Annotated in this window: 11 protein-coding genes; 8 read left to right on the top strand and 3 right to left on the bottom strand. The window is 70.1% G+C overall.

The annotated features are described in order from the left end of the window. On the top strand, positions 1–1,356 hold a 1,356-nt coding region (locus AB0F81_RS22635), incomplete at its 5' end, for an FAD-binding oxidoreductase (RefSeq protein ID WP_360200300.1). Positions 1,357–1,374: 18 nt separating this feature from the next. Here the strand turns inward: AB0F81_RS22635 and AB0F81_RS22630 are convergent. Then, positions 1,375–2,598: an amidohydrolase family protein gene (locus tag AB0F81_RS22630; protein WP_360200298.1), complete on the bottom strand. Its 1,224-nt coding sequence runs from the start codon at positions 2,596–2,598 to the stop codon at positions 1,375–1,377. Positions 2,599–2,665: 67 nt separating this feature from the next. Between AB0F81_RS22630 and AB0F81_RS22625 the strand changes: the two genes are divergently transcribed. After that, positions 2,666–3,166, top strand: coding sequence for a MarR family transcriptional regulator (locus AB0F81_RS22625; protein ID WP_360200296.1), 501 nt, complete (start codon positions 2,666–2,668; stop codon positions 3,164–3,166). Here AB0F81_RS22625 and AB0F81_RS22620 read toward each other — a convergent pair. Together AB0F81_RS22620 and AB0F81_RS22615 are read right to left on the bottom strand one after the other, a co-directional pair. Beyond that, positions 3,163–3,525: a signal peptidase I gene (locus AB0F81_RS22620; RefSeq protein WP_360200294.1), complete on the bottom strand. Its 363-nt coding sequence runs from the start codon at positions 3,523–3,525 to the stop codon at positions 3,163–3,165. The genes AB0F81_RS22625 and AB0F81_RS22620 overlap by 4 nt on opposite strands. Beyond that, a complete protein-coding gene (locus AB0F81_RS22615; RefSeq protein ID WP_360200292.1) occupies positions 3,522–4,880 on the bottom strand; it encodes a hypothetical protein in 1,359 nt (452 codons plus the stop codon). The genes AB0F81_RS22620 and AB0F81_RS22615 overlap by 4 nt, the downstream gene beginning before the upstream one ends. 21 nt (positions 4,881–4,901) lie before the next feature. Between AB0F81_RS22615 and murD the strand changes: the two genes are divergently transcribed. The 6 genes from murD to ngcE all read left to right on the top strand — a co-directional run bounded on the left by murD (position 4,902) and on the right by ngcE (position 12,899). Beyond that, a complete protein-coding gene (murD, locus tag AB0F81_RS22610; protein ID WP_360200290.1) occupies positions 4,902–6,254 on the top strand; it encodes a UDP-N-acetylmuramoyl-L-alanine--D-glutamate ligase in 1,353 nt (450 codons plus the stop codon). 982 nt (positions 6,255–7,236) lie between these two features. Beyond that, positions 7,237–8,205, top strand: coding sequence for a MurR/RpiR family transcriptional regulator (locus tag AB0F81_RS22605; RefSeq protein WP_360200288.1), 969 nt, complete (start codon positions 7,237–7,239; stop codon positions 8,203–8,205). 38 nt (positions 8,206–8,243) lie between these two features. Next, positions 8,244–9,554: an extracellular solute-binding protein gene (locus AB0F81_RS22600; RefSeq protein WP_360200286.1), complete on the top strand. Its 1,311-nt coding sequence runs from the start codon at positions 8,244–8,246 to the stop codon at positions 9,552–9,554. 59 nt (positions 9,555–9,613) lie between these two features. Next, positions 9,614–10,564: a sugar ABC transporter permease gene (locus tag AB0F81_RS22595; RefSeq protein ID WP_360200284.1), complete on the top strand. Its 951-nt coding sequence runs from the start codon at positions 9,614–9,616 to the stop codon at positions 10,562–10,564. Then, positions 10,564–11,421 carry a carbohydrate ABC transporter permease gene (locus AB0F81_RS22590; RefSeq protein ID WP_360200282.1) on the top strand — a complete coding sequence of 286 codons (858 nt, stop codon included), beginning with the start codon at positions 10,564–10,566 and terminating at the stop codon, positions 11,419–11,421. Before AB0F81_RS22595 ends, AB0F81_RS22590 begins: the two co-directional genes overlap by 1 nt. A 32-nt stretch (positions 11,422–11,453) precedes the next feature. Further along, positions 11,454–12,899: an N-acetylglucosamine/diacetylchitobiose ABC transporter substrate-binding protein gene (gene ngcE, locus AB0F81_RS22585; RefSeq protein WP_360200280.1), complete on the top strand. Its 1,446-nt coding sequence runs from the start codon at positions 11,454–11,456 to the stop codon at positions 12,897–12,899. The last annotated feature ends 4 nt before the right edge of the window (positions 12,900–12,903 follow it).

Below are 12,903 nucleotides of genomic sequence, written 5' to 3'. Positions count from 1 at the left end.
GCCACCCTGGGCAGAGCCGGGCTGGCCGCCCGGAAGACACGGCGCGGCGCTTGGGGCGTACCGGTCGGTGGGGTCAATCCGGTGGGTGGCACCGAGACCGTGCCCACCATCCCGCCGGTGCCCGGCGCGCGCCCCATCGGGGCGCCGGGCACCGAGTTCCCCGGCCAGCCGCCCACGCACCTCCCGACCCGCCCCCTGGCATCCACCCCCCTGCGACAGGACGGCATGGACCCGGCCGACGACGCCGCGCTGCGCGACACGCAGCGCCTGCTCAGCACCAGCCTGACCTTCGCCGGCGGCACCGAGGAGGTGGCCGAGCGGCTCTGGCACGCGCTCTACCGGGCGCAGCCGGACCTGCTCGCCGTGCTGCCCGGCTCACCGGAGACCCAGCGCGGCCAGTTCGCGCGGGCGCTCACCTGGCTGACCCACCACTTCGACTCGCCGCCCACCGTGGTGGCCGGCTGCACCGCGCTCGGCTCGGTGCTCGCCGAGTGCGGGGTGCAGTGGAAACAGCTGCACCTGGTCGGGCCGGCCCTGGCCGAGGCGATGCGGGCCGGGATGGCGCCCGGCGCGTGGCGGCAGGACTTCGACCAGGCGTGGCGGTGGAGCTGGCAGCACGCCTACGAGTGGATGGTGCACGGCGGGACGCTGACCGGCTATCAGGCGACGGTCTGGGACGCCGAGGTGGTCGAGCACGAGCTGCGCCGGCCCGACCTGGCCGTGCTACGGCTGCGGCCGTACCTGCCGATGCCGTACCGGGCGGGGCAGTACGCGCGGGTCGAGGTGCCCGCGGTGCCGGGGGTGTGGCGGCCGTACTCGCTGGCCCGGGTTCCGCACCGCGACGACCTCGTCGAACTGCACGTGCGCGCCAAGACCGAGACCGGGGTCAGCGGCACGCTGGTCCACGACACCCGCGTCGGCGACCCGATCCGGATCAGCCGCGCCGAGGGTGAGATGGGCCTGCCGGACGACCCCGGCCGCGGCGTTCTGATGATCGCCGGCGACACCGGGGTGGCCCCGATGAAGGCCATGCTCGCCGAGCTGGCGGCCAACGCGGACCCGCGCCCGGCCGTGCTGTTCTGGGGCGTGCGCGTCCTGGAGGAGCTCTACGACATGCCCGACCTGGCGGAGATCGCCCGCGCGGCGCCGCGCGCCACGGTCGTGCCGGTGATCGCCGAGGGCGACCCGGGGCGGTACCCGTCGGGGCTGGTCACGGACGCGGTCGCGGCGTACGGCGAGTGGTCCGGCCACGAGGTCTACCTGGCCGGCCCGCCGCTGATGCTGGCCGCGACCAGCGTGGCGCTGCAGGAGCTGGGCGTGGCCCCCGAGCGGATCCACCACGACGTCCCCGAATAGCGCGGGTGGCCGGATCCTTCACGGCCGGAGTGCGACTGCCGGGCTCCGGCGGGCCGCGCGGGCGAGGTCGGTGCCGGCCCGCCGGAGCCCGGGAAGGTCCAGGTGCAAGAGCTTGCCGTCGCGCTTCACAGCCCGGCCGTCGACCAGCACCGTGTGGACGTGAGCGGGCGTCAGCGCGGTGACGATCGCCCCGGTCAGCTCGGCCTCGCCGGAGAGGTGAGCCAGACCGTCCAGCAGCAGGAGATCGGCTCGCCGGCCGGGGGTGACCGAGCCGACCTCGTGGCCGAGGCCGATGGCCTGGGCGCTGTCGGCGGTGGCGGCGGCCAGGACGCGGCCCGCGGGGACCATGCCGCCGGTCGCGGCGCGGTGGGTGCGAAGCGTGTCGCGCATCGGCTCGAAGAGGCCCGGCGGGGCGTTGACCGCCACGTCGGTGCCGAGCCCGGCCCGGCCGCCGGCTGCCGCGAACCGGCTGAACGGCGAGGCGCCGTGGCCCATCGTGGCCTCGACGACCGGGGTGACCGTGACGCCGGTGCCGGTGTCCGCCAGCATTCGCGCCTCGCTGTCGGTCATCTGGTTGACGTGGACCAGGTGCAGGTGGGGACCGAGCAGGCCGTCGTGATGCATCCGCGGTAGCGGCGAGCCGGGGCCGCCGCCGGCGTGCATCGTGGCCAGCAGGCCGAGACGGCGCGCCAGTTCGATCTGGCGTACGGCGTCGGCCCAGGGCCCGGGCCCGGTACCGAGGATCGCCAGGGCCCCGGTGACGCGCCCGCTGAGACCGGCCATCCGCCGGGCCTCCGGCACGTCGTCCGGGTCGTTGTGCGCCACGACGGCCCGGATGCCGGCGGTCGCGTACGCGTCCAGCACCGCGTCCGTGTGCTCGGGGGTGGTGGTCACGTTGCAGAAGTCGAGGACGGTGGTGACGCCCGCGTCCAGCGCCTCGGCGGCGCCGAGCAGCGTGGCCGTGTGCGCCTCCCGCGGCCCGTAGGCGCCGAGCACCGGCCCGAGCACCGTGGCCAGGTAGTCGGGCAGCGTCATGTCCGCGCCGATCCCGCGCAGCGGCGCCTGCCAGACGTGGCAGTGCCCGTCGACGAAGCCGGGTGCCACCACCAGTCCGGTCGCGTCGATCACCTCGCGTGCCCCGGCGGCCGGGAAGGCGCCGATCGCCGCGATGCGGCCGTCCTCGACGAGCACGTCGGCGCGCTCCCCGGAGAGCAGGCGGCCACCCCTGATCAGCAGATCCATTTCTCCTCCTAAAAAGCTTTTGGAAAAGCTAACTCGAAAGCTTTTTGGGCGCAAGTACGATGGCACGGTGGCCAGGGACGTCGTGGACGAGATCGCCGGCGCGTGGAGCGTCGAGTTGCCCGGAGTGGTGGGCGCGGAGCTGGAGCTCAGCAAACGGGCTGCCCGGCTCGCGGCGCTGCTCAACGCACCGGTGGAGGCCCGGCTGGCGCGGCTCGGCCTGACCAAGGCGGACTACGACGTGCTGGCGGTGCTGCGGTCCGCGGGTAAGCCGTACCGGTTACGGCCCTCGGAGCTCGCCCAGCGGCTTGCGCTCACCTCCGGCGGCACCAGCAACGTGCTGCGCAGGCTCTCCGCAGCCGGACTGGTCGAGCGCGACCCGGACCCGTCCGACGCGCGCAGCTCCTGGGTGCGGCTCTCCGGCACCGGCCGGGCCAAGGCCGAGGAGGCGGTGCGGGCGGCGGCCACCGCCCAGGCCGGCCGGCTGCGCGACGTGCCGCCGGAGACGACCCGCGCGGCCATCGACGCTTTGCGCGAGGTGCTCGTCGCACTCGGCGACACTCCGGATTAGCGGACCGCGTACCCGGGGATGGAGGGCCACCGCACGGTCAGCACCACCGACTCCTCGGCGGCGAACCAGGAGTGGTCGACGCCGCGGCCCCAGACCACGTAATCGCCCTGCTTGTCCAGGACCACGGTGCGCTCCGGGAACTCCATGTGGAAGCAGCCGCTGATCAGCACCAGCAGCGCGGTGCGGTGCTCACCGCGGACCCACCGCGCCCGCCGGTCGCCGCGCGGGTGCCGGCCCCACTTGATCTCCACGTCGGTGCTGTGCCGCGGGTCGCCTTCCGGCTTGAAGTGGCCCAGCAGCCAGCCGTGATCGGCGAGCGCGTCCGGATCGGCGTTGCCGACGTAGATCCCGTCGGTCACTTCGCCACTGCCTCGTCCAGGATCTTCCGGTACGCGGGCGGGATGTGGTGCGGGCCGCCCGGGGTGAAGACGTCGCTGTGCGAGGCGTCAGCCCACGCCGAGTCCGGAACGGCCGCGCGCAGCGCCGTCAGCACCGGGGCGTCGTCGGTCAGCATGGCGAGCGCCACCAGGCACTCCTCGGCCTCGCCGACACACTCGAACGGCTTGTGCGCGTCGACACCGAGCAGCTCCAGGAAACCGGGGATCTGCGCCTCGTCGGTGAACAGGTCGTGACCGAAGATGTGCGCCAGCCGCTCCCGCGACATGTGCGGCGCCATCGCCAGGAAGACGAAGCGGCACTTCGGACAGTCACCGCACCAGCGGGCGGTCGGGTCGTGCAGCTTGAACGCCTTGTTACAGCTCGTGACGACGTCATCGTACGCTGTGTGATCGGCGAAGAGCTGGGCGATGTGCAGCTCGGAGAGCGGCCGCAGCAGCGAGAAATACGGGTCGGTCAGTCCGGTGTAGGCCGTCACCGCGGTCCGCAGCAGACCCTCGGCGACCACGCCCTTGGACCACTGGTGGTTCACCTCGAAGCCGTTCCACACCAGGTTGGGGTCGGAGGCGGACCGCTCGTTCGACATCACCACCGGGCCCAGACCGTGCCAGGTCGCGGTGGCGATCGCGATCAGCGAGTTGATCGCGGTCACCGGGATGTGCCCGTTCAGCGCACCGGCCCTGTTGAGCTCGAACAGCCGGGGGTCCAGCTTGCGACGGGCGGCCAGGGCGGGCAGGCCGGACGCGGCGTTCACGTTCTCGATCACCGGGTTCGGGTTGACCGAGAACGGCACCGGGTCCAGGCCGGCGGCCCGCAGGATCTCCAGCGTGACGATCGAGTCCTTGCCGCCGCCGACGGCGGACAGCGGCCGGCCGTGCACCTCGACCGGGGCCGCGGCGGGCGCGGTGCCGGGGGACTCCACGGTCAGCTCCAGCACGTGGGCGAGCTGGTTGCGGTACGCGTACTCCGCCAGGCCGTGCGTGTAGACGGCGGTGAAGAACTGCGCCACCTCGACCGGAACCGGCTTCGGCGCGACCACCCGCGGCGGGGCGCCCACCTTGTAGTAGCTCACCCCGGCGACCACGTGCAGCAGGTCGAGCACCCGGAGGAACGCCTCCGGGACGTCCGGCCGCTCCGGCACCGGGAACGTGATCGTCTCGGTGAAGCGCAGCGGCTCCGGCCCGTCCAGCAGGTAGTCGAACGTCGCCACCCCCGTCGACGGATCGAACGCGTACGAGGGGAAGCGCATGACGTCGAACTGCACCCGGGAACTCCTGTCATCTGGCCGACGGGCAATATTAGTCCGGTTGTGCTGCATTCGAAGTGCGAGGGAGACGACGTGCGCCTGGCAGATCTGCGTGGCCGCTCGGTGGCGGTCTGGGGGACCGGCCGCGAGGGGCGGGCGGCGGTGACCGCGATCGCCCGGCACCAGCCGTCCCGGTTGATCGCCGTCGACGACAGCGCCAACTACCTGTCGGTCGACTGGACCGGCGAACTCGCGGAACTGGCCCCGCTGGCGGGCGGCGAGCACGCGCAGGCGGCGCTGCTCACGGCGGACGTGGTGGTCCGGTCGCCCGGGGTGCCGCAGACCCACCCGTACCTCGCTGAGCTGCGCGCCCGGGGGATCACCGTGACCGGCGGCAGCGCGCTGTGGATGGCCGAGCACGCCGGCCAGACCGTCGGCGTCACCGGCAGCAAGGGCAAGAGCACCACGTCCAGCCTGATCAGCCACCTTCTGGCCGCAGTCGGACAACCCAATGCGTACGGGGGGAACATCGGCATTCCGCTGCTCGACCTGCCCCCGGCCGAGTTGTACGTGCTGGAGCTGAGCAGCTACCAGTGCGCCGACCTGACCGACTCGCCGCGGGTGGCGGTGGTCACCTCGCTCTTCCCCGAGCATCTGGACGCGCACGGTGGTGAGCGGGAGTACTACCGGGACAAGCTGAACCTGCTCCAGCACGGGCCCGAGCTGATCGTGGTGAACGGTGCGGACGAGCGGCTGCGCGACGAGATCCGCGGGGTGATCGACCGCAGCGGGTTCCCGCCGGTGCCGGCGGCCGCGGACGACTCCCGCTTCCGGGTCGAGGACGCGACGGTGTTCTGCAGCGACGAGCCGCTGTTCGAACGGGCGGCGCTCGGGCTGAAGGGGCGGCACAACGAGCGGAACCTGTGCGTGGCGCTCGCCGTGCTCGACGGCATGGGCGTGGACGTGGTGGGGCAGCGCGGGGTGCTGGAGGAGGCGGTGCGGGCGTTCCGCGGGCTGCCGCACCGGCTCACCGAGATCGAGGACCCGTCCGGGCTGACGTTCGTGGACGACACGCTGTCGACGAGCCCGTACTCGGCGATGCACGCGATCGAGGCGTACGAGGGGCGGCCACTCACCGTGCTCGTCGGTGGGACGGATCGCGGGCTTGACTACGCACCGTTACGTGAGTTCCTGGAGACGCGAGAACTCACCGTGATCGGCATGCCGGACAGCGGGCCGCGGATCCTGGCCGAGCTGGCCGGCTTGCCGAAGGTGCGCACCGTGCCGGCGCAGGACCTGTCCGACGCGGTCCGCCTGTCGCGCGAGCTGACCCCCGCCGGCGGGGTGGTGCTGCTGTCGCCGGCCGCGCCCAGCTATGGCCAGTTCCGCAACTTCGAACACCGCTCAGAGGCCTTCACCCAGGCCATCCACGACACCGCCAAGTAGCCCCGCCCCCTCAGGGTCACCCGCCCGCCGCCCCGCTTGGCACGCACTGGCCACCAGCCAGGCGACGAGGCTGCCCGCCAGCGCCGCCCCCCACCGGCCCGGCGCGCTCCGCGCGTCAGCCGTGTAGCGCGGCTGCCCGCCAGTGCGGCCCTTCGGCGGTGTGGCGTGCTCTGCGCGTCAGCCGGGTGGGGTGGCTGCCTGCGAGTGCTGCCTTTCGGCGGTGTGGCGTGCTCTGGGCGTCAGCCGGGTGGCGCGGCTGCCCGCCAGTGCTGCCTCCGGGCTGCTCGGCGTGCTCCGCGCGTCGGCCGTGTGGCGCGGCTGCCCGCGAGTGCTGCCCTTCGGCGGTGTGGCGTGCTCTGGGCGTCAGCCGTGTGGCGCGGCTGTCTGCGAGTGCTGCCTTTCGGCGGTGTGGGGTGCTCTGGGCGTCAGCCGGGTGGCGCGGCTGCCCGGTAGCGCTGTCTCGCGGCGGCCCGGCGCGCTCTGGGCGTCAGCCGTGTGGGGTGGCTGTCTGCGGGTGCTGGCTTGTGGGCGGGGCTGGGTGCGGGGGGTGGCGCATCAGCCCGGCGCGGGCCCGGGGGCCCGGTGTTGTGCCTGGCCGGCGGGATGCCACGGGCATGGGTAGCTGCTTCTCGGGGCCACACGGCCGTACCGAGAATTTTTTTGATCTTGTTTCTTGAGTAACGGCGAGGTTTCGCCGCGTCACCGGGACTGACCGAACGGGCCATCGCGCATCGGCCGAAAGAGAAGCCGGCATCGAACGTTCGGACGAGGACAAAACGGGCTTAACGCGGGCATGTGATGGCGGCCACGTCGTAAGGGTTATTTCCGGATCGATGGCTGTCATACGGCACCGGCGAAACATCAGTTCATTGCCGCAGGCCAGGTCACGTTTTGAAAACTTCCTTCACAGTCTTGACAGCGAGGGGCGGTTAGTAAGAACTTTTACCGCGACAGTAAACAGTCCTTCCTGAAAGGGTGTCCGATGGCTGAGCCGGAGATGGACGGCACCGCGATGACCGCGGTCGCCGACTCGCTGGTTCGCGACCGCGCCGCCCTCAACGGGAGCTCGCCGCTCGCGAACGAGGACGGGGTCCTGCTGCGACTGCGCACGCTGCTGCCGGAGTTCACCGGTGCGCTGCAGCGGGTCGCCGAGCAGGTGCTCGCGGATCCCGCGGCCGCGTCGCGAGCCACGATCGTCGAGCTCGCCGAGCGCAGCGGCACGTCGCCGGCCACGGTGACCCGCTTCTGCCGGGCGATGGGCTTCGACGGGTACGCGGACCTCCGCCTCGGCATCGCGGCGGAGACCGGCCGGGCGCGCTCGGCCGGCTGGACCGTGGACATCGGCCGGGAGATCCAACCGAACGACCCGCTCGAACGGGTCCTCGGGCAGATCATGGCGGCTGACACCCGGGCCATGCACGACACCGCCTCGCTGCTCGATCTGGGCGAGGTGGCGCGGGCCGCGGTGGCGATCGCCGCCGCGCCGCGGGTGAACATCTTCGGCGCCAGCGGAAGCGCGCTGGTCGGCGAGGAGATGCAGTTCAGTCTGCACCGCATCGGCATCCCGGTGTGGGCCTGGACCGACGTGCACAACGGTCTGGCCAGCGCCGCGCTGTCGAGGCCCGGCGACGTCGCGCTCGGCATCTCGCACAGTGGCGAGACCGGCGAGACGATCGAGCTGCTCGCTGAGGCGAGCAGCCGGGGCGCCACCACCATCGCGCTGACCAGCTTCCCCCGTTCCCCGCTGGCCGAGCTCGCCGACATCGTCCTGCTCACCGCCACCCAGGCGACGACCTTCCGGCCGGACGCGCTCAGCGCCCGCCACCCGCAACTGGTCGTCCTCGACCTGCTCTACGTCGCCGTCGCGCAACGCACCCACGAACGATCGCACGCCGCGTTCCAGCGCACCGCCCAGGCGGTGCACGGGCACAAGGCCGCGAAAGACAGCTGAACCCTTTCTCAAGATTGAAAACCCCCTCGGGAGGAAAAGTGAAGCGCAAGATCGCGGTCGCCGCGGCGCTCGCTGCGTCGCTGTTCGGCGTTGCCGCATGCGGCGGCAACAGCAGCGACGAAGGCGCCACCTCGGCCAACGCCAAGGTCGACGGCACCGGCAAGACCCTCAAGGTCTGGCTCATGGTCGACGCCGAGACCGCCTGGAAGGGCGTGGTCGAGGACGCCACCAAGCGGTTCACCGAGGCCACCGGCGCTCAGGTCAAGGTCGAGTACCAGCAGTGGGCCAACCACCTCACCAAGCTGGACGCGACGCTGGCCGGCTCGGACGTCCCGGACGTGGTCGAGCTGGGCAACACCGAGTTCTCCAAGTACGTCTTCAACGGCGGCTTCGCCGAGCTCAACAAGGGTGACTTCGAGAACTCCGACACCTGGCTGTCGGGCCTCTCGGGCGCCTGCGAGCTGGACGGCAAGACCTACTGCGTGCCCTACTACGCCGGTGCCCGGGTGCTGATCTACCGCACCGACCTCTTCCAGAAGGCCGGCCTCACCGAGGCCCCGAAGACCTACGCGGACTTCCTCTCGGCCGCCGACAAGCTGCAGACCGGCAACGCCGCGGACAAGAAGTTCAGCGCCGTGTACATGCCGGGCCAGTACTGGTACGCGGCGATGTCCTGGGTCAAGTCCAAGGGCGGCGAGATCGCCAAGAAGGACGGCGACAAGTGGGTCGGCCAGCTCTCCTCGCCGCAGTCGCAGGAGGGCCTGCAGGCCTGGGTCGACATGGTGAAGAAGTACTCGAAGGCTGACGTCACCAAGAACGAGAACGAGCAGGCGGGCATCTTCTCGCAGGGCTCGGCCGGCATGTTCTACGGCAACGCCTGGGAGCAGGGTGTGGCCGAGGAGGTCCGCAAGGACCCGAACGACCCGAACTCGGAGCTGGTGCCGACCAAGGTCAAGGGCAAGCTGAAGGCCGCCCCGATGCCGGAGGTCCCCTCCTTCCTCGGTGGCTCCAACCTGGGTGTCACCCAGAAGAGCCAGAACAAGGAGCTCGCCGCTCAGTGGATCAAGGCGTTCACCGACAGCAAGTCGATGGAGGGCCTGATCAAGGCCAACGCGCTGCCGAACTCCACCGCGCTGCTGGACAAGGCCGCCGAGAACCCGGCGATCGCGCCGGCCGCGCTCGCCGCGAAGGCCAGCTGGTTCCCGCCGAACGCCGAGAAGTGGGCTGACGTGGAGAAGGGCAACGTTCTCCAGACCATGCTGACCGACATCCTGACCGGCAAGAAGTCGGTGGCCGACGGCGCCAAGTGGGCCGACGAGCAGATGAACAGCACGCTCAACGAGGCCTGATTTCGCTGTGCCGCCCGCTCCCGGCCCGGGAGTGGGCGGCACGCCTGGAGGGATCACTGATGTACGCCGTCGACTCCCCGCCCCAGCCGAAGCCCACGACCCGGGCCCGTCGTCGTAACCGCAGCGATGCCCGGGTCCCGTGGCTGCTCTCGCTGCCCACGCTGCTGATCCTGGCCGCTCTGCTGGCATATCCGCTGTACCGCATGATCGTGCTGTCGTTCCAGAACATGCGGCTGCGTGAGCTGATCACCGGCTTGACGCCGCCGTGGGTCGGTTTCGAGCAGTACACGAAGGCGCTGGGTGACGGCGTCTTCTGGGGGGTCGTGGCGCGGACCGCGGCCTTCACGGTCGTCTCGGTCACCATCTCGGTGCTGCTCGGCCTGAGCATCGCCCTGCTGATGCGCCGGGTGCACCCCCGGGTCCGCATCTTCATGATGGTCGCGATGATGTTCGTCTGGGCGCTGCCGCAGCTGGTTGCTGCGCAGGCGTTCCGCTGGCTGACCGACTCCGACTTCGGTGTCCTGAACTACCTGATCGACAAGATTCCCGGGGTGGACTTCGCGAACCACAGCTGGTTCGTCAACCCGTGGGAGGGCTGGGCGGTCATCACCACGCTGGTGGTCTGGGCCGGCATCCCGTTCCTGGCGATCTCGCTGAGCGCCGGCCTCACCCAGGTGCCGAAGGAGCTGCTGGAGGCGGCGACGGTGGATGGCGCCTCCTCCTGGCAGGCGCTGCGCAACATCACGCTGCCGATCCTGAAGCCGCTGCTGACCATCGTCACGACGCTCTCGGTGATCTGGAACTTCGGTCTCTTCACCCAGAACTGGGCATTGCGGGACGGTCACCCCGAGCCGGTCTATCAGACCCTGTCAACCTTCTCGTACACGCAGGCGTTCGGGCAGTCCCGCTACAGCTACGGCTCGGCGATCGCGGTGATCACCGTGCTGTTGATGTTCGGCGTGATGGTGTTCTACATCCGCCAGATGTTCAAGATCGGAGAGGTGGACTGATGGCTCGCCACGACGAGGGTGTCGTCACCGTCGGACGCAGCCGGACCGGCACGTTCTTCGCGAACACCACGGGCATCGTCTTCGGACTGCTCATGCTCTTCCCGGTGTACTGGGTGCTGAACACCGCGTTCAAGCCGGACAACGAGGTACGCAGCTTCACGCCGACGTTCCTGCCGCAGAACCCGACGCTGGACAACTTCAAGTCCGCGCTCGGCGAGGAGCTGTTCATCCCGGCGATGATCAACGGCTTGATCATCACGGCCATGGCGGTGGCCGCGGCGCTGGTCGTCGGCTTCCTCGCGGCGCTGGCGATCGCCCGGTTCTCGTTCTACGGGCGCAAGGCGATCATCCTGGTCGTGCTGGCGGTGCAGCTGGTGCCGTTCCTGGCCCTGCTCATCCCGCTGTTCCTGATGATGCAGCGCGCTCAGCTGACCGACTCGCTGATCGGTGTGGCGCTGGTCTACCTGGTGCTGCTGCTGCCGTACACGGTGTGGACGCTGCGCGGCTTCATCTCCGGCATCCCGCGCGAGCTGGACGAGGCCGCGATGATCGACGGCTGTTCCCGGTTCCAGGTGTTCTGGCGGATCATCCTGCCGCTGACCGGCCCCGGCCTGGTCGCCACCTCGATCTACGGGTTCATCCAGGCGTGGAACGAGTTCATCATCATCAACACGCTGAACAGCCCGGAGAAGCAGAACCTGATGGCCTGGCTGCTCTACAACCAGACCGAGCGCGGTACCGCCTGGGGGCCTCTCATGGCTGGTGCGATCATCACGTCCCTGCCTGTGGTGATCTTCTTCTTGCTGATTCAGCGCAACATTGCCACGGGGCTGACTGCCGGCGCCGTCAAGGGCTGAGTATTCTCCCGGAATCCTCTGAAAGGACATCGATGTCTGACATAACGAACTCCGAGCTCGACCGTCGTACCCTGCTGCGCCGCGCTGCCGCGGTCGGTGTCGCCGCCACTCCCGCCGTGGGCATGCTCAGCGCCTGCGTCGGCGGCGGCGGGGACGAGAAGAACGAGCAGGCCACCGGGACGAAGTCGGCGGACAACCCGCTCGGCATCGACCCCAAGGCGGGTATCGAGATCGTCATCTTCGACGGCGGCCTCGGCACCAAGTACGCCACCGATGTCGACACCCCGATGTACACCAAGAAGTGGCCGGAGTCGAAGGTCACGTACAACGCGACCGAGCAGATCGCCACCACGATCAAGCCGCGGCTCAACGCCGGCAACGCGCCCGACATGATCAACAACTCCGGCGCGGACATGATGGACTTCGGCGCCATCGTCAAGGCCGGCCAGGCCGCCGACCTGACCGACCTGTTCGCGGCCCCGTCGTTCGACATCGAGGGCAAGACCGTCGCCGAGACCCTGGTCCCGGGCGCGATCGAGCAGGGCACGTACGACGTCGAGGGCGGCCGCAAGCCGTTCGCGGTGAACTACTCCTTCACCGTCTTCGGCCTCTACTACAACAAGAAGCTGTTCGACAAGAACGGCTGGACGGTCCCGACCACCTGGGCCGACTTCACCGCCCTGTGCGACAAGATCAAGGCCGCCGGCATCACGCCGTTCGCGTACGCGGGCTCCAACGCCGCGTACTACATGGTGCGCGCCATCATGACCAGCGCGGCCAAGATCGGCACCGAGCAGGTGCTGAAGGACCTGGACAACCTCAAGCCGGGCGCGTGGCAGGCCCCCGCCATCAAGCAGGCGGCCGAGGCCTGGGGCCAGATCGGCGCGAAGTACATGAACAAGAGCTTCCTCGGCCTGCGGCACACCGAGGTCCAGCTCCAGCAGAACCAGGACAAGGTCGCGATCTACCCGTGCGGCTCCTGGCTGGAGAACGAGCAGGCCGCCAGCATCACGCCGAACTTCGAGTACGCGGTCATGCCGTACCCGAGCGTCACCACCTCGGACCAGCTCCCCGCGACCGCGATCAACGCGGCGGCGGGCGAGATCTACTTCGCGTCGACCAAGGGCAAGAACGTCCAGGGCGGCAAGGAGTACCTGCGGGTCATGCTCTCCAAGGCGGCGGCGCTGGAGTTCACCAAGCTGACCAAGTCGCTCACCGTGGTCGCCGGCGCGGCCGACGGCCAGACCATCTCGCCCGGTCTGACCAGTGGCAACGACATGCTGACCAAGGCCGGCAAGGACGTCTTCATGGGTTACCTGTGGGACACCTGGTACAAGAAGATGAACGACGCCTCGCTGGAGGCCGTCAATGCCCTGATGTTCAACGGCGGCGACGCGCAGAAGTTCTGCGACACGATGGAGAAGGTGGCCCAGGAGGTCGCCAAGGACTCCTCGATCGCCAAGAACACCCGGGCCTGAGCAA

It is taken from the genome of Actinoplanes sp. NPDC024001, from assembly GCF_040638955.1.
Lineage (GTDB): Bacteria > Actinomycetota > Actinomycetes > Mycobacteriales > Micromonosporaceae > Actinoplanes.
The sequence above is the reverse complement of the archived record's forward strand: the minus strand, read 5'-3'. Positions and strand labels throughout refer to the sequence as shown.

Bases quoted from the DNA above. Each gene is read 5' to 3' on its own strand.
- AB0F81_RS22630 (WP_360200298.1), bottom strand. From the start codon at position 2,598: ATGGATCTGCTGATCAGGGGTGGCCGCCTGCTCTCCGGGGAGCGCGCC.
- AB0F81_RS22615 (WP_360200292.1), bottom strand. From the start codon at position 4,880: ATGCAGCACAACCGGACTAATATTGCCCGTCGGCCAGATGACAGGAGT.
- AB0F81_RS22595 (WP_360200284.1), top strand. From the start codon at position 9,614: ATGTACGCCGTCGACTCCCCGCCCCAGCCGAAGCCCACGACCCGGGCC.
- AB0F81_RS22605 (WP_360200288.1), top strand. From the start codon at position 7,237: ATGGCTGAGCCGGAGATGGACGGCACCGCGATGACCGCGGTCGCCGAC.
- ngcE (WP_360200280.1), top strand. From the start codon at position 11,454: ATGTCTGACATAACGAACTCCGAGCTCGACCGTCGTACCCTGCTGCGC.
- AB0F81_RS22590 (WP_360200282.1), top strand. From the start codon at position 10,564: ATGGCTCGCCACGACGAGGGTGTCGTCACCGTCGGACGCAGCCGGACC.